The organism is Asaia sp. BMEF1 (assembly GCF_051628905.1).
In the GTDB taxonomy this organism is placed as follows: Bacteria; Pseudomonadota; Alphaproteobacteria; order Acetobacterales; family Acetobacteraceae; genus Asaia.
Genome location: NZ_CP157575.1, coordinates 2,546,112 through 2,562,804, shown reverse-complemented (window position 1 = coordinate 2,562,804; position 16,693 = coordinate 2,546,112). Strand labels below are relative to the sequence as shown.

Below are 16,693 nucleotides of genomic sequence, written 5' to 3'. Positions count from 1 at the left end.
GGTTTAGAGCATTGTCTCCCGATTGGGAAACTTCATGCGTCACACTCTTGTAACGCTTCGGTCAGTTGCGCGTGTTGCGCAGAAAGGCGAGCGTCTCGACACAGGCAGCAGAAGCCTCGCGACCTTTGTTATGCGCATCCTTGCGCGAGCGGGCCTGGGCCTGCTCATCGGTATAGGTCGTGAGTACGCCAAACGAGATGGGCGTCTCGGTGGCAAGCTGCGCCTGCATGATACCGATGGTTGCGCCAAGACTGATGAACTCGAAATGGGCCGTGTCGCCCTTGATGACGCAACCGAGGCAGATCACGCCCTCATAGGTGCCTGTCTTGGCGAGAGCCTGCGCCATGAGCGGCAATTCGAAGGCACCGGGCGCGTCGAACACATCGACATCGCGAATGCCATGCTCCTCGAGCCATTCGAGCGCGCCATCGCGAAGACCATGCGTGACATCGGTATTGAAGCGGCTGACGAGCAAAGCGAGCTTGGGCGTCGGCACCAGAGTGAGATCGGGGGCGACAGGAATGGACTTGCTCATGGGGTGATCCTTATTTCTGAACCATGGTCTCGACGAGTTCCGGCCAGACATCGCTGAGTTGATGCCCCATCCGGGTGCGTTTAGCGTGAAGATAGGCGCGGTTGAACGGGTTGTATCCGGCTTCGAGACGCTCCTGACTGACCACTTTCAGCCCGGCAGCCTCAAGGCCCGATACCTTGCTGGGGTTGTTGGTCAACAGGGTCAGGGTGTGGATGCCGAGCAATTCGAGAATGCCGGCGCCGGTCACCCAGTCGCGCGCATCGCCGGGCAGGCCGAGTTCGAGATTGGCCTCGAGCGTATCCTTGCCCTCGTCCTGCAATGCGTAAGCCCTGATCTTGTTACCGAGGCCAATGCCCCTGCCCTCATGGCCACGCAGATAGACCAGCGCTCCCGAAGGTGCTGCTGCGATACGCTCGAGCGCTTCGCGAAGCTGAGGACCGCAATCGCAGCGCAGAGACCCCAGCGCATCGCCGGTCACGCATTCGGAATGCAGGCGCACGAGCGGAACGCCCTTTGTGAGATCGCCCTTGACCAGCGCCACATGCTCGATGCCATCCGGCGCCCGGAAGGCCTGGATACGCAGGTCATGGCCACCATAGACGCTCGGCAGCGCGGCCTCGGCAATGCGTTCGACCGCAGGCGGCACGGGCGCGGGCAGCTCGATCTCGCTCAGGGCCTCGCGGCCCTGCACGCGGCACCATGCGGCGATCTCTTCGATGCTGATGACCGGCATATCGTGACGTGACGCAAATGCCTGCAATTCAGGCAGACGCGCCATCGTGCCGTCATCGCTCATGACCTCGCAGATCACCGCAGCCGGATGAAGCCCCGCAAGACGGGCAAGGTCGATAGCGCCTTCTGTATGACCGTCACGAGCGATGGTCCCTTCAGGATGGGCACGCAGCGGAAAGATATGACCCGGCGTGCTGATATCCTCCGGCCGCGCCTCGGGATGGCCTGCAAGCTGGATCGTGCGGGCGCGGTCTGCTGCGGAAATACCGGTTGTGATGCCGGTCGTCGCCTCGATGGAAACAGTAAAGGCCGTTCCACGTGGATCATGCCCGCGTCTGGGCATCATGGGCAGGTCTAGGCGGTCGATCTGCTCGGCTTCGAGCGGCAGGCAGATCAGCCCACGCGCATGAGTCGCCATGAAATTGACGGCGTCAGGCGTCGCGAATTGCGCGGCAATTACCAGATCACCCTCGTTTTCGCGGCCTTCGTCATCGACCATCATGACCATACGCCCCTCGCGAAGCGCCGTAATGGCCCGTGCGAGCGGGTAGGACAGCATCGTGCTCATGAGCGCACCCCGTATTTCAGCAGGCTCTCGACATATTTGGCCAGAACATCGACCTCTACGTTGGCGCTCGCCCCTGCTGAAAGTTCCGAAAGGCCCGTATGCTCCCAGGTGTGGGGGATGATCATCAGCGCGATGGTGAAGGCGCCATCGGCCACATCGCTCACCTCATTGACCGTCAGGCTGACGCCATCGAGCGCGATAGAGCCTTTCTCGACCACATAGCCGCGCAGCGCAGCAGGAAGGCGAAAGGTAATGTGATGCGACTCACCGACCGACCGCACCGCCACGAGTTCGGCCAGACCATCGACATGACCCTGCACGATATGGCCCGACAATCGGGTGGCTGGCGTACTGGCCCGCTCGAGATTGACTCGCGAGCCCTCCTTCAGCCGCCCTAGAGCCGTGCGCGCCAGGGTCTCTGCACTGACGAAGAAATCGGCAAGACCCGAGGAATCATAAGCGGCGACCGTCAGACAGACCCCGTTGACGGCAATGCTCTCACCCAGATCCATATCCGAAAGTCCCGTCTCGACCTGAAGCAGAATGGCCTGGTCGCGAGATTCTACGGTTTTGATGCGGCCGATATGCTCGATAATGCCTGAAAACATCAGAATGCAGCCTTGTCAGCAGGAAGGGGCTGCGCCCCTTCATCAAGTATGAAACGCAGGGGGGAAGGTCCGTGAGAGCGCACCGAACATCGGTCGGGCCCCTCATGCGAGGCGCTTATGGTCAGCCAGTCATCCCACAGGCCAAGCGCCTCGATTTCGCCCAGAAGCGCCGGCCCCGCTTCGACCATGGCCCAGTTCACGCCATGATCGCCGAGAAGGGCGGGAATTTCGGCCAGATCGCGAGACACGATCACCCTGTATCCGCTGCCGATCATCGTCTCGCGCCAGGAATCCGGCAGGCGGTTCTGACGGTCGCAGACCACTACCAGACGCGGTCCCCTGTCGTCGTGATCGGGTACATGACGGACGGTAAAGCGCGGGCGATCGGCCAGCACCGTGCCGATGCCGGTGATGATCGCATCGCTCGCCCGCCTCAGGCGGTGGGCGATCTCGAGAGAGGTCTGACTGGTGAAGGTCGTCTTACCCTCGGGCGGGATCATCAAGCCTGTCGCATCGCAGGCCTGCTTGACCGTAATCCAGGGGCGCTGCTTCAAAATACGCGTTGCGAAGGGCGCTATCAGTGCCTGGCAGGCCCGGTGGGTCTCGGCGAGGCTGGGATGATCTTCAAGAAGATGGACCACTCGGCCCTCAGGCATCTGGCGCAGACGGGCAATGCCACCACCGGCGACCGGATTGGGATCGCGCATTCCGACCCAGACCGTGCTGACCGGGCTGTCGCGCAGGGCCTCACTGCATGGGGGGGTACGACCGACATGATTGCAGGGCTCGAGCGTCACAAATGCGGTCGCCACCCGGTCGATCACGCCCAGCTCGCGTGCCTTGTGCAGCGCCAGCGCCTCAGCATGACGCGCACCCGTGCGATGATGCGCCTCAGTAACGAGAATTGCCCCGTCACGATCGAGCAGGGTGCAGCCAACCGCGGGATTGGGAGAGGTGGCGCCGAGATAGCGCGAAGCTTCATCAAGCGCTGACTCAAAACCCAGACGGACCGAGTCGAGAACGGACTCGGTCAGAACGCCCTTTTCCGGGTCAGGTCTGGAGGAGAAAACTCCCGGCACGGCAATACGGTCCCATCCCATCAGGACGGCCCCCAGGCGCGAACATTCTTCGTCCCCGCCACGGCAAGCCATGGTGAGAGCGTTTTCTGTTCTCTTCCATCCGGACTATGACCGTCGGCTCCGGATTCTGACCGGATCTGCTGACCTCCCGGCCCAGAAGCCGAAAGCGCTCGCGGGCTCGTGCCAAGGCACCTACCGCCGGTGGGGAGTTTCACCCCGCCCCGAGAACGTCGTTTGTAAACCCGGTCTTCATGACCGGATGCCTACTATGTGCCGTCTTGCAGGCAATTTGCAAGGGGAGGCCTACGAAGCTGCCCCTCGGCCCTTATTGGAACGCGCTACAGGCGAGGCGCATAAAAAAAGGGCGGAGCCTCGCTCCACCCTTTCCCGGCAATCCAATGCTGGACTGGTTCGTTTAGTGCGTTGCCGCCTGCGGAACCGAGTTGTGGATTGCGCCCTGGGTGGCATTCGCGCCACGGCTCACGTCGTGACCGACGGAGCTGACATCGCGACCGGCCCCGTCGAGCGTGTTGCAGGCGGTAAGGCCAAGAGCCGGAAGCGCCAGCATGACAGCAAGAGCACCAGTGCGGAGGAAGGAAACCGTGGTCATGGAACATTTCCCTAATAAAATGTTTGGGGCCATTCAACGCCCTGATCATGAGACGGTTTTCTACGTTACAAAAGAGATCTTCACTTTTTCTGGCGCTGACTTGTCGGCAGGCAGTGCGATCTGAACAGAGGCAGTAACGCGCCATTTTTTTCATGTCGAACCGATGGCGGTTTCCTGCGCTTTCCCTGCTTCTGCCCTTTCTTGCTCCGCTCCCCGCATCAGGATTTTCATGACCCGCAAATCGCCTGCCCTTCTCTGGTTCAGGGACGATCTCCGTCTTGCCGATCACCCTGCCCTGAATGCGGCCCTGGACGCCGCCGGGTCCTGTTTGTGCGTCTATGTGCTCGATACCTCAGGGGCAACGCGCCCCTTTGGCGGCGCGCTGAAATGGTTTCTGCATGAGACACTCATCGCTTTCACGAAGAGCGTGGAGGACAAGGGGGGCACCTGCCTCATTCTCGAAGGCGATCCGGCGAAGCTGATACCGCAATTGATGGAAGAAACAGGCGCCGAAGCGCTCTACTGCCATTATCGCTATCAGAAAGCCGCACGCGGGCAGGACGACGCCATCGCCAGGACATTAAGCGAGGCCGGGCGGGAGATGATCCGCCTGCATGGCACGGTGCTGCGGCCGCCCGAAACGGTCACCACCAAATCCGGCACGCCCTACAAGATCTTTTCGGCCTGGTGGAAAGGCTTCAAGGCCCTTGGTGCCCCGCCCAGGCCCGTGCCGGCGCCGGGGAAATGCGCCTTCATGAAATGGGAAGAGGCTCTTGAAAAACCGAAGAAGGCCCTTTCACCGCGAGACATCGGCGAGGCGCTCCTCCCGCGCAAACCCGACTGGGCAAGCAAGATGGCCGAATATTGGGAGCTCGGCGAAGACGCCGCCCAAGAAATCGCCCATGATTTCGCCTCCGGCCCGCTCAGCCACTACGAGACCGGTCGCAACGACATGGCAGCGGAGGAAAGCTCGCGACTATCGCCTTATCTGCGCCTCGGTGTGCTCTCACCTCGGCAGGTCTGGCATATCTGCGCCGACAAAGGTGAAAAGGAAGACAGGGAGATCTATCTTTCGGAACTCGGTTGGCGCGATTTCTCTTGGTACACACTTTTCCATAACCCGCATCTGCCTGACAGAAATCTCAAATCCCAGTTTGACGCGCTCGGCTGGCGCCACAGCAAGAAGGATCTCGGCGCCTGGCAGCGTGGCCAGACCGGCATCCCTGTCGTGGATGCCGGAATGCGTCAGCTCTGGGAGACCGGCTGGATGCATAATCGGGCGCGCATGATCGTCGCCTCGTTTCTGGCCAAGCATTTGCTGATCGACTGGCGCGAAGGGGAAAGCTGGTTCTGGGACACGCTGATCGACGCCGACCCGGCATCGAATGCGGTCAACTGGCAATGGGTCGCCGGGACAGGAATAGACGCCTCGCCATTTTTCCGCATTTTCAACCCGCTGCGCCAGGCAGACAAGTTCGACCCCAACGGCGATTACATCCGTCGCTGGGTGCCCGAACTTTCGAAACTCCCAGACGACGCCATTGCCGCCCCTTGGGAGGCCGCGCCCGAACTGCTGGAAAAAGCCGGGATCAGGCTCGGCAAGACCTACCCGAGACCGATCGTCTCTCTCAGCGAGGGGCGCGACCGCGCCATGGTCGCCTATCGGAAGACGCGCGGTTCATGACCTTGTGATCTGAAGCGTCACGCGCTCACCGTCGCGCCGGATGAGAACAAGAGGCGCGGCCATGCCTGCCCCCAGGCTGGCCACATCCTCCAGAGCCGCAAGATTGGCAGCGAGTGAAAACAGATTATCGCCAATCTGGCCGTTATGGCCCTGAACGAGGCGCAGAGGCGCCTGCACCTCGCCGCGCTCATCGGTGATCGTGCTGACGCTATCCTGACTGAGAATGGCGTAGGCATGCATCATAGGCTCGGAGAGTATGAAAAAATGCTCCCAGTCTTTCGCTTCGACGGCCTGGAAATCGATCCCCTCATTCTCGACGCTGCGCAGGTATCGCCCCGTGCCATCCATCCTCCTCAGGGTAACGACGCCACTCGGCAATCGCGTTGCCAACAATTGCGGTATCGGCATGGGCAACGAAACGACCTTGCGCAACGTCACGGTAAATTCGGTGAGCGAGGCGTTATCAGCGAAGAAAAACAGGCCGGGATAACGCCCGGGCGGCGGGGCAATCGAAAACAGGCAGTCGCGCAGCGGGTCGTGATCGACGACATGACCGAAGAAATCGAGAAGCCAGAAACGGGCAGACGCATAAAGCATGGGTGAAACTCTCTTTCTTCAGTCGGCAGAAGCAACGCCTGCGACCGTCAGGCATTTTTGCATTACGCTGGGCAAGGCCTGGCGAGAAAGGTTCTCCGGCGCACAGGCAAAACCGCGCTGGTTATGCAGCGGGCCGAAATCGGGCACACGCGCCGTCATAACCCTCAGATACAACGTGAAATGTGTGAAAACATGACGTATCTGTCCAGCCTCTTTCCACGCGGCCTCCACCGGCGCTTCACCCAGAGCCTCGAGCATGCTCTGGGCCCCATCCAGCCATGCTGTGCCGGGCAGCTCCGTCATGCCGCCAAGCAGACCTTTCTCGGGGCGCTGACGCAGCCAGATGGCACCCTCGCTATCGCTGAGGAGGAAAACGACGCCATGTCGCTCAGGCTTGACCTTGCGCGGCGCGCGTACCGGAAAACGTTCCGGTGCTCCAGAAGCATGGGCTCTGCATACACCACGCCAAGGGCACATGAGACAGGACGGGCGCCGCGGCGTGCAGAGCCCAGCCCCCAGATCGAACAGCGCCTGCGCGAAATCGCTCGGGGCCGCACGCGCTGCTGGATCGTCATTGAGCAGGCTGGCCAGATGATCCAGTCTGCGGCGCACTCCGGGCAACGGCGCCTCTTCGGCATGCAGACGCGACGTAATACGTTCGACATTGCCATCGACCGGTACGACCGGCACGCCAAACGCGATTGCCGCCACGGCACGCGCCGTATAGGCGCCTATGCCCGGCAGAGCCTGTAGCCCTGCAACATCGGAGGGGAAATCGCCAAGCATTGCCACGGCCTGCGCGCAGGCATGGAGATTGCGGGCGCGGCTGTAATAGCCAAGCCCCGCCCAAAGGGCGAGCACGTCCTGCAACGGCGCCGCGGCCAGATCCTGCACGGTAGGATAGCGCTTCAGAAACCGCTCATAATACGGCATAACCGTCACCACGGTCGTCTGCTGCAACATGATCTCGCTCAGCCACACGGCATAGGGATCGGCTGCCTGACCGGGCAGAGCGCGCCAGGGCAGAACACGCCTTTGATGGGCATACCAGTCGAGAAGTGCAGAAGCTGAAGGAGTCACCCCGGCGATATGAAGCGAGATTTGCCTTCGGACAAGAGCCGCGCACGCACGTCTTCCGATAAACCACCGCGCTTTGCGGCTGCCTCACGCCAGGCCAGCGACAAGACGACGCCGAGACAAGGCGCGAAGAAAGAGCCGCCCCCTTCCGCCGCGCCAGAACGCCCCAAGGAACGCCGTGCCATGACCGGACGCGCTCTGGGCTCGATTCTGCCTCAGGTCACTAAGCCGGCTTTCAGCAAGCGTGCGGCCCCGGCCATAAGGCTGATCCTCGACTGGGCCGAAATCGTAGGCCCGGCGCTTGCAAGTCAGACAGAGCCCAGACGGGTCAGCGCAGGCACACTGACCATCGCCTGCACTGGCCCCGTCGCACTGGAACTTCAGCATCTGGCCCCCCAGCTCATAGAACGCATCAACACCCATTGCGGGCCTCTACGCAGCGGGAGGGACCTGCGTTTCGATGACGGCTCCATTCTGGTGAAGAGGATCAAGATCCTGCAGGACCCGTCGATCATGCGCCCTGTCACGCCAGCCGCACGCCCCGTGCCGCAGCCTGTTTCCATACCGGACATGAAGGAAGGCGAGTTGCAGGCCGTACTGGCCCGTCTGGGTGGGCACATACGGCGCAAACCGAAACGCTGACACCCCTGAAAAACCCTTACCCGCCCTGAATTCTACATGCGCCGACCATTTGTCACGAAACGAAATCGCGCAGTTACGCTTTCGTCTTTATTCCGCCCCTTCGCAGCACGATATGCAGGAGAGGGAGAGTGGAATCTGACCGTTCTCCATGGAAGGGAAAGCTGAAGCCATGCATGGATCCTACAGATTGAGGGCAGTTCTTCTGGCCCTGCCTCTGCTGGTGCCCCTCTCTGCCCATGCGCAACGAGGCGGCGGTGGAGGTTTCCACGGTGGAGGCGGACCGGGCGGCGGATTTCATGGCGGCGGCGGAGGCCCAGGCGGTGGTGGGCCGGGCGGCTGGCACGGTGGAGGCCCTGGAGGGGGCGGACCGGGCGGCTGGCGTGGCGGCGGCGGTCCAGGCGGTTGGCGCGGCGCTGGCCCCGGCGGGGGCTGGGGCGGTCGTGGAGGATATTATGGCGGTGGCGGTTGGGGCCGCCCATGGGGCGGCGGCTGGCGCGGCCCTGGCTGGGGCTGGGGTGGTCCGGGCTGGGTTGGATATGGCTGGGGCTCGCCTGGATGGGGCGGCGGCTGGGGCTGGGGCGGTTGGGGCGGTGGCTGGGGCGGATGGGGCCTCGGTGTCGCAACTGGTGCCGTCATCGGCGCTGCCGTAACCAGCCCCTATTACGCCAACCCCTATTATGGCGGGGGCTATGCGGCGACCCCCTACACCTATCAATGCGGGGGCTACGCCAATTGTCCGCCTGCTCCGGGCTATACCTATCCCGGCACGTATCCCGGAACCTATCCGAACGCCTACACCGGCGACCCAGACCCCAACGGCTACTGACCGGGACAGGAAAAAAGGTGCAGGCCGCTCCGGCCTGCACCTGGGACGGAGTCCGGATTCAGCGCATTCGCCCGCGGCCGAAAATGAAGCTGAGAACGAACAGCACCAGAAAGATAAAGAACAGGATTTTGCCGATCGAGGCGAAATCAGCCGAGATACCGCCAAAACCGAGCAACCCTGCCAGCAAAGCAAGGATCAGAAACACGATTGTCCAGCGAAGAAGGTCCATGGCGATAACTCCTTGAACGGAACATAACAAAATCGTCATGGTCCCGGGTCCTTGGGTGAACGGGCCAGCCGCGAAACGGTTTGCTCTGTGACGACAAGGCCTTGTCTTTTAATCTGGAAAGACGTTTCTGGGCGAACGCCGGTGCGGGAGCCGGGAGCCTGTTACGGGGCCGATGCTGCAGGAGATGATCCCATGAGCGCGTTTCGATCTCTCTATCGTCATGGTTTTGCCCGGGTCGCCGCCTGTACCATCCCTGTGCGCCTTGCCGATCCGCGCCATAATCTGCAGCAGATCGTCGCCCTCGCCCGGCAATGCTCGGGTGCCGGAGCGGCTTTGGCCGTGTTTCCCGAGCTTTGCCTTTCAGGCTATGCAATCGACGATCTGAGGCAGCAGGATGCGCTGCTCGACGGGGTTATCGAATGCCTCATGCGTCTGAAAGACGAGAGCGCCTCCTGGAAGAGCGTTGTCGTCGCGGGTGCACCGCTCGTGCATCGGGGGCGTCTCTTCAATTGCGCGGTGGTGCTGCATCGGGGAGAAATTCTTGGCATCGTCCCGAAATCCTACCTGCCAAACTACCGCGAGTTCTACGATTCGCGCCATTTCGTCGCCGGGGTCGATATCGTCGATGAAACGCTGTGGCTTGGCGGGCGGGACGTGCCGTTCGGCACAGATCTGATTTTCGAAGCACAGGACCTGCCCGGCTTCGCGCTCGGCATCGAAATCTGCGAGGATCTCTGGGTACCTAATCCACCCAGCACCGCGCTCGCTCTGGCGGGCGCTACTGTCATCGGCAATCCTTCGGCCAGCACCATCACCATTGGCAAATCGGAGGATCGCCATCTGCTCTGTCGCGCGCAATCGCAACGCGCCCTTTGTGCTTATGTCTATGCCGCGGCCGGAGCCGGCGAGTCGACGACAGACGTCGCGTGGGACGGTCAGGTTTCCGTCTATGAAGCGGGCCGCCTGCTGGGCGAGTCAGATCGTTTTCCCGTCGAAGCCCAGATGACGCTTGCCGATATTGATCTCGATCTGATCCGTCAGGAGCGCATGCGCATGGGGAGCTTCCATGACTGCGCCCGCGCCAATGATCATGGGCAATGGCGCCGCATCGGCTTCACGCTGGCGCCGATTGAGGACGATATCGGCTTCCAGCGTGTGGTGCCGCGCTTTCCTTTCGTGCCCGAAAATCCGGCTCGTCTCGATCAGGATTGCTATGAAGCCTGGACCATTCAGGTGCGCGCCCTCACACAGCGCCTCAAGACGAGCGGTGTCGAACGCTGTGTGATCGGCGTATCAGGGGGGCTCGATTCCACCCTTGCCCTTCTGGTAGCCGCCCGGGCCGCCGATGAACTGGGATGGAGCCGTGACCGGGTCGATGCCTATACCATGCCAGGCTTTGCGACCGGAGATGCCAGCCTGGGACTCGCCCATCAACTGATGCTGGCGCTTGGCGTCGATGCTCATGAACTCGACATCAAACCGACCGCCATGCAGATGCTGGAAACCATCGGCCATCCCTTTGCCTCGGGCGCGCCAGTACACGACATCACGTTCGAAAACGTACAGGCAGGGCTGCGTACCGACTTTCTTTTCCGCCTGGCCAACCAGCGCAACGGGATCGTGATCGGCACGGGCGATCTGTCCGAGCTGGCGCTCGGCTGGTGCACCTACGGCGTCGGCGACCAGATGTCGCATTACAACGTCAATGCCGGGATGCCGAAGACGCTCATCCAGCATCTGATTCGCTGGCTGGCCCGCAAGGGGGGTCTCGGCGACGCCACAGCGCCTGTGCTGGAACGGATCGTCTCGGCGGAAATCACGCCGGAGCTCGTCCCTGCAGATGCCGGAGGCGTGCAGAAAACCGAAGACAAGATCGGCCCGTATGCCTTGCAGGATTTCACTCTCTATTATGTCCTGCGCTACGGTTTTCGACCGAGCAAGATCCTTTTCCTTGCGCTTCAGGCATGGGAAGACAGCGAGCGCGGCGTCTGGCCAGCCCATTACCCCGACGACCGGAAACTCGCTTATGACGCTGACACCATACGTCACTGGCTGAAGGTATTCCTGACGCGGTTCTTCGGCTTCAGCCAGTTCAAGCGCTCGGCCCTGCCCAATGGACCGAAGCTCTCATCTGGTGGCAGTCTTTCGCCGCGCGGCGAGTGGCGGGCACCGTCTGATGGAACTGCCGCTGCATGGCTCGAAGAGCTGGATAAGACAGCCCTGTAGAGGATCCGCAAAAACCCTGACATGCCAATTGACACGCGGCCTGCTGACGAACGACACGAGTAAATCGACCTGCGTATAGGGCCACTGCGCGCCGATCGTAGGTGACGACCCTGTCGCGTATCGAACAAAGCTGCTCAGATTTTCTTCTCAGCAGATTGCAACACAAGCTTGGTCGCAACGACGACGCACTGGACATAAGATGGGCATAGCCTATGTATCGCGGCTCCTGCTTCACCCAAGAAGTTTTTTGACAAAACCGCAATCTCTTCCGAGAGAAATCTACCTTTCGCTTGTAACATTCTTCATCAATTCGTGAAGAGATGGAGCGAAATCACAAAAGAAACCAAGAAATAAAATTTGTTTCTCAGGATATTCTTTTAGGACCCACCCTTCGAGGGATAAGTTTTCCAGCGTTATATCAATGCCTTAGAAAAAATTCTGCCTTCATTTTACGAGCATGCAGGTTTGCAAAGAATAAATAATCTGAAGAGATGTGCTGTAATCACGACAATAATTTATATTTTTACTTTAGCTAGGGTCATTACAAATAATCCATATTTGGCGAGATCAAATCCAGTTCGAAACAATAATATCGCGGGATTGTGAGTACTTAATCACTCATATTGTGAAGTTTTTTTATGTATAAACCCAGGAAACATCTTGTTTGCTACATCCAAGATCCATTTCAAACCATTTCAACGCTCAGGATTCGCGTCTAATATAAGAGTTTGCGTCAAAATATTATCCCGTGATCGCCAATACCTTCTGATTTATTGACTCAGCCCAAAGGTTAAGACATCTATAAAAAAATTGATTTTCGTATGTGAGTCTTGGTAGACGGCACAACCGATTAGCGTGGGCATGTTTAGAGCGCTCGACGCAATGTAACGGTCTTTGTCTGAAGCCTCCGGGAAATAGTAAGGAGCTGGTCGCATGGCGATCGTAACGGTAGTTGGTTCGTCTGGTATGACTGTGCAGGTCACCGTTGAAGGTGCCCGCATGCAGACACTTGCCTCGAGCTACGCAGCCCAGATTCTGGGCGCGGTGAATACGGGTGATTTCACCTCCGTCGATCTTGCTACGGGAGCGAACACAGGCCCGTCTGCCTCGACGAGCGTCGTTCAGGGCGTCATCACCACCGGTGGTGCCTTCTCGATGGCTGGCAACTACAGCAACCTGGTTATCGGCTCGCTCGGTGCGTCGCTTAACGATCCTGCGCAGGACACAGCTGTAGCACCGTCCGTGAAAGCTGTTACCGTCGACGGTACGGGCGTCACCGCGGGTAATCTATCGGTGCTGGCTGGCGCCACTGAAGGCGTGACCTTCTACGCCGGAAATTATAACGGCACCTTCGTCTCCACGATGGGCAACAATCTGTTCGACGGTCGCGGTCATACCGGTAACTGGACGATTGCAACCGGCGATGGTAACGACACCATCTACGCCGCGGCCGGGACGAACAATATCCGTGCTGGCGAGGGACAGAACGTCATCAATCTCAGCACTGGCGCCAATTTTGTCGCCTCTGAAGGTCAGGACACGATCACCGGCGTCGAAAACGCGTCTGATACGGTCACCATCCTCGGCGGCAAGTCCGTCGTCACGCTGCAGTCCAACTCGGTTGTTGTTGATTCCGCCCTTGCTGGAAGCCAGATCAGCGTCGGCATAAACAGCACCGTTTTCGGCGGTACGGGCTCGACGGTGAATTTCACGGGCAGCACCGGCACGATCGTTGGCACCGTAGGCGACACAATTTCTGCAGCGGGGGATCTGCAGGTCAACCACGGCTCCAACCAGTCGATCAGTGTTTCCGGCGCTCTGAAGTTCATCTCCGGCACTGGCAACACATCGATCAATGCCGGGCTTGGCACGATCTGGGGCGCCAACGATCTGCGCGCATCGGTCAACACGAACGGTCTGGCGCTCTTTACCGCCAACCAGCCCAGCACAACCGGCAGCCAGTATATTGACGCGTCTTCTTCGGCAGGCACGCTTGAGGCATGGACGGGCGCGGGCAACAACACCATTATCGGCACCTCCGGCTCCGATCACTTCGTTTTCGGTACGCAGTTCGCCAACTCCAATGGCGATAGCTATGCAACCGTCACGGGTGGCAGCGGCGCAGCCAACACTTTCGGTGTGCTTGCAGGCCATAATGGTGGCGACATCACCATCACCGATTTCGGCAGCGCAGCTGGCAACATGTTCTTCATGTATAATTACAAGCCGGCCGATGCCGACAAGGCTATCAAGGATCTACTGGCAACGGCGACCGTCACAGGCGGCAACACCACACTGCAGCTGGACAACAACATGAAGGTGACGTTCCTGGGCGTCACCGACCTGAAGGCATCGAATATCGTCATAAGCTGACGATTCTCTATCAAAAATTTTGATCACGTTTTTTTTAGAGGCCCAGTCCATAGGACTGGGCCTTCGTTTCTCACGGCAATGCGTTTGGGCCTATACACCCGCAGGGTTATACACGGCCCTTCCCAACAGCCTCTTCGAGTGAGAGATTTTTGCCCAACCTGAAAAAAAAACAGATGCGGCCTGCTCCAGTCTTCGAGAACAGCCTTGATGAGACGACCGAAGCCTCGGCCTATATGGCGACTCTACGCGCCGATACACTGCAGGCTGAACTACATCTGGCGAAGCAGCAGTTGAAATTGATGCGTGGGTCGCTCTCCTGGCGCTTGATGGAGCCGCTCCGCTGGGTCAGGGCGCTCACCCTCGGTCGCCTTCCTCGCGGGACCCCGCTCGGTGAAGCATGGGAGCAGTGGCAGGACTCCCGGCGTTCAGAGGGGGTTGTCAAAGCGATGAGCCGCTTCTTTGCTGGCGGTGCCGCCAAAAGACGTCTTCTGCGCCATGGCGATCAAGCGAGCGATCCGCTCTTTGTACCCACAAAGGAACAGGCGGCACTTCTCAGAAGACAGGCGCCCAAGGCAGCGCTCATGCTGCGTCCGCGTTATCTTCTGATCGCGGATATCGAGTTGCAGCAATGCACGAAATACCGCGTCACGCAGAAGGCCGAGCTGCTTTGTCGCCTCGGGTGGAACGTGCAAATTGTTGATTGGAAAGACAGCCGAGAAGTGCTGTCTTCACTTCAGGTGGCAACCTGCGTTCTCTTCTATCGTGTGCCCGGTGTCGACGCCGTGTTGTCTTTGATAGAGGAAGCGAAGCGTGTCGGGCTGGAACCAAGATGGGAGATTGATGATCTCCTGTTCAACAAGGCCCTTTATCGCCACAACGGCAATCTTGCGACGCTCTCCTCACAGGAACGACACGAGCTCTACGAACTTGCCGATCTTTATTGGCGCGCTCTGCGCGCCTGCGGGCGGGGCATGGCCTCTACCGAGGCACTCGCCCAGGAAATGCGGGAAATCGGCATTCAGGACGTGCTCGTGCTCGAAAATGCGCTGGATGAACAAACGCTCAGCATAGCAAAGGCTCTTCTTGCTGCGCCAGCGTCGCGCGATCCTGACAAGATCTGGGTATGCTACGGCTCCGGCAGTCGCGCGCATGACATCGATTTCAAAGCGGCTGAGAGCGGTCTCATCGCGGCTATGCAGGCTGATCCGCGTATCCACCTGCTGATCGTGGGGCCACTCACCCTTTCCAAGGCTTTTATGCAGTTCGGCACACGTGTGGAGCGCTGCAACGAGCTCTCCTATGCCGCCTATCTCGGTGAGCTGGCGAAAGCAGATATCGCCATTGCTCCACTCGAAAACACGGTTTTCAATGACTGCAAGAGCAATATCAAGTTTCTTGAAGCCGCCATTCTCGAAATCCCGTCCGTCTGCTCACCCACCGACACCTATCGTCGTGTGATTCGGTCAGGTCAGAACGGCCTGCTGGCGGACAGTACAGAGACCTGGAAAAACGCGTTACTGTCACTCGCACAGGACCCGAGTCTGAGACGACGCCTTGGCCTCAACGCCAGAGAAACGGCCCTTGCGGAATATGCGCCAGAGCATCTTCTGCCGCAGCAGGCCAATCCGATTTTCGGCAAGCCCACGACCTTTGCGCACAAGGCGCCTCGCGTCCTTCAGGTCAACCTCTTCTTCGCGCCGCGCTCGTTCGGGGGAGCCACGATCGTAGTGGAGGCTATGCTCAAACCGCTTGCACAGGCGGGGTTTGAAAATAGCGTCATGACGACACGACCGGTTCTCGAAGGTCTGCCTGATGGCGCTCTGCGCTATCGGAGTCTGGACACGGATGTCTTTTCCGTCAGCGTCGGTCGCGCCGGCGGGACGGATAATCTGACCATCGCCCGCCATCTCGAACGCTGGATCGACGCATGGGATGTAGAGCTGGTACATTTCCATGCCATCCAGGACATGGGCGTAGGAATGACACGGATCTGCCAGCAGCGCGGCATTCCTTACGTCATCAGCCTGCATGATTGCTGGTGGCTGTCAGACAATCTCTTCATCGCCCGCGATGACGGTCAATATCACCTCGAAAATCACGATGTTCCGCTCTCACCGGAAAACTCGACCCATAGTCGTTACCTGGGAGAACGCCGCAGGCTCATGCGCCAGGGCCTTGCTGGCGCTGCGGCCATTCTCAGCCCATCCGAAGAACATAAGAGCCTCTACGTGCGTAACGGTGTGCCCGCCGATCGTATCCTGATCAACCGCAACGGTTTCACCTGGCCTGCACGCCCCAGAGCGAAGCGTCTTCCCGGCTCGAAGCTGAGATTCGGCTTTGTCGGAGGTATCGGCAAAGTCAAAGGCTACGAGCTGATCCACCGGGCTTTGGAGCGCCTGCAGCGCGATGACTGGGAGCTCGTTCTGGTCGACAACACCCTGAATCTGGGATTTCCGTCCATCGACACGTCAGGCTGGCTGGTCAAGGGCGCCATCCGCACCGTACCCGCCTATTCCCAGACAGGGCTCGATGATTTCTACGATCAGGTCGATGTGCTGCTCTTCCCATCGCAGTGGCGCGAAAGTTACGGATTGACAGTGCGCGAGGCCCTTTCGCGCGATGTCTGGGTCATTTCGACGTCGCCCGGTGGCCAGTCCGAAGAAATCGTCGATGGTGTGAACGGCTCTCTCATCCCAATCATCGACGACCCTGCCCCACTTCAAGAGGCCATCGAGGCTCTTCTAGATCAGAAGGATCGCTTCGACGGGTATGTAAACCCGAACAAGGCCAGCCTGCCGAGCTATGACGATCAGGCAAAGGAACTCGCGGCTCTCTATCGTCGCCTTCTTGGCAGGGTTTCCTGATCCGGTCGACCGATCGGGAAAGCGATCGCGGACCATAAAAAAC

General features: G+C 59.8%; 15 protein-coding genes and 1 riboswitch. Of the genes, 7 read left to right on the top strand and 8 right to left on the bottom strand.

Annotated elements, in window-relative coordinates; translation table 11 throughout:
• Positions 1-61 precede the first annotated feature (61 nt).
• From ribH to ABHV46_RS11375, 5 genes are all read right to left on the bottom strand, one after another.
• Positions 62-535 (bottom strand): 6,7-dimethyl-8-ribityllumazine synthase, encoded by a 474-nt coding sequence (gene ribH, locus ABHV46_RS11395; protein WP_336946060.1) that lies wholly within the window; start codon positions 533-535, stop codon positions 62-64.
• A 10-nt stretch (positions 536-545) separates the two neighbouring features.
• Complete coding sequence (gene ribB / locus ABHV46_RS11390; RefSeq protein WP_408870642.1) at positions 546-1,823, bottom strand: 3,4-dihydroxy-2-butanone-4-phosphate synthase; 1,278 nt, start codon at positions 1,821-1,823, stop codon at positions 546-548.
• Positions 1,824-1,831: 8 nt separating this feature from the next.
• The gene (locus tag ABHV46_RS11385; protein WP_438381564.1) at positions 1,832-2,443 is read right to left on the bottom strand and encodes a riboflavin synthase; all 612 of its coding nucleotides are present in this window, start codon (positions 2,441-2,443) and stop codon (positions 1,832-1,834) included.
• Positions 2,443-3,543, bottom strand: coding sequence for a bifunctional diaminohydroxyphosphoribosylaminopyrimidine deaminase/5-amino-6-(5-phosphoribosylamino)uracil reductase RibD (ribD, locus tag ABHV46_RS11380; RefSeq protein ID WP_438381563.1), 1,101 nt, complete (start codon positions 3,541-3,543; stop codon positions 2,443-2,445). The genes ABHV46_RS11385 and ribD overlap by 1 nt, the downstream gene beginning before the upstream one ends.
• Before the next feature lie 63 nt (positions 3,544-3,606).
• Positions 3,607-3,755, bottom strand: a riboswitch (FMN riboswitch).
• Positions 3,756-3,937: 182 nt separating this feature from the next.
• Positions 3,938-4,132 carry an entericidin A/B family lipoprotein gene (locus ABHV46_RS11375; protein WP_025841906.1) on the bottom strand — a complete coding sequence of 65 codons (195 nt, stop codon included), beginning with the start codon at positions 4,130-4,132 and terminating at the stop codon, positions 3,938-3,940.
• On the opposite strand from ABHV46_RS11375, the gene ABHV46_RS11370 reads away from it, so the two are divergent.
• Both ABHV46_RS11370 and ABHV46_RS11365 read left to right on the top strand, forming a co-directional pair.
• On the top strand, positions 4,131-4,256 hold the full coding sequence (locus ABHV46_RS11370; RefSeq protein WP_438381562.1) for a hypothetical protein: 126 nt from the start codon (positions 4,131-4,133) through the stop codon (positions 4,254-4,256). The genes ABHV46_RS11375 and ABHV46_RS11370 overlap by 2 nt on opposite strands.
• A gap of 105 nt (positions 4,257-4,361) precedes the next feature.
• A complete protein-coding gene (locus ABHV46_RS11365) occupies positions 4,362-5,816 on the top strand; it encodes a cryptochrome/photolyase family protein (RefSeq protein WP_438381561.1) in 1,455 nt (484 codons plus the stop codon).
• On the opposite strand, the gene ABHV46_RS11360 is transcribed toward ABHV46_RS11365, so the two are convergent.
• Together ABHV46_RS11360 and ABHV46_RS11355 are read right to left on the bottom strand one after the other, a co-directional pair.
• A complete protein-coding gene (locus tag ABHV46_RS11360; protein ID WP_336946055.1) occupies positions 5,811-6,413 on the bottom strand; it encodes a hypothetical protein in 603 nt (200 codons plus the stop codon). The two genes, ABHV46_RS11365 and ABHV46_RS11360, sit on opposite strands and share 6 nt — an antisense overlap.
• Before the next feature lie 18 nt (positions 6,414-6,431).
• A complete protein-coding gene (locus ABHV46_RS11355; RefSeq protein WP_438381560.1) occupies positions 6,432-7,493 on the bottom strand; it encodes an A/G-specific adenine glycosylase in 1,062 nt (353 codons plus the stop codon).
• A gap of 9 nt (positions 7,494-7,502) precedes the next feature.
• Here ABHV46_RS11355 and ABHV46_RS11350 point away from each other — a divergent pair, with 9 nt between their 5' ends.
• Complete coding sequence (locus ABHV46_RS11350; protein WP_438381559.1) at positions 7,503-8,132, top strand: DciA family protein; 630 nt, start codon at positions 7,503-7,505, stop codon at positions 8,130-8,132.
• Between the two features lie 187 nt (positions 8,133-8,319).
• Positions 8,320-8,958, top strand: coding sequence for a hypothetical protein (locus ABHV46_RS11345; RefSeq protein ID WP_438381558.1), 639 nt, complete (start codon positions 8,320-8,322; stop codon positions 8,956-8,958).
• Between the two features lie 58 nt (positions 8,959-9,016).
• Here ABHV46_RS11345 and ABHV46_RS11340 read toward each other — a convergent pair whose 3' ends face one another.
• Positions 9,017-9,187, bottom strand: coding sequence for a DUF1328 family protein (locus ABHV46_RS11340; protein ID WP_188425765.1), 171 nt, complete (start codon positions 9,185-9,187; stop codon positions 9,017-9,019).
• 192 nt (positions 9,188-9,379) lie between these two features.
• On the opposite strand from ABHV46_RS11340, the gene ABHV46_RS11335 reads away from it, so the two are divergent.
• The 3 genes from ABHV46_RS11335 to ABHV46_RS11325 all read left to right on the top strand — a co-directional run bounded on the left by ABHV46_RS11335 (position 9,380) and on the right by ABHV46_RS11325 (position 16,650).
• Entirely contained in the window at positions 9,380-11,413 is a 2,034-nt protein-coding gene (locus ABHV46_RS11335; protein WP_438381557.1) for an NAD(+) synthase, read from the top strand.
• 933 nt (positions 11,414-12,346) lie between these two features.
• The gene (locus ABHV46_RS11330) at positions 12,347-13,786 is read left to right on the top strand and encodes a beta strand repeat-containing protein (protein ID WP_438381556.1); all 1,440 of its coding nucleotides are present in this window, start codon (positions 12,347-12,349) and stop codon (positions 13,784-13,786) included.
• 173 nt (positions 13,787-13,959) lie between these two features.
• Entirely contained in the window at positions 13,960-16,650 is a 2,691-nt protein-coding gene (locus ABHV46_RS11325) for a glycosyltransferase (protein ID WP_438381555.1), read from the top strand.
• Positions 16,651-16,693: the final 43 nt, after the last annotated feature.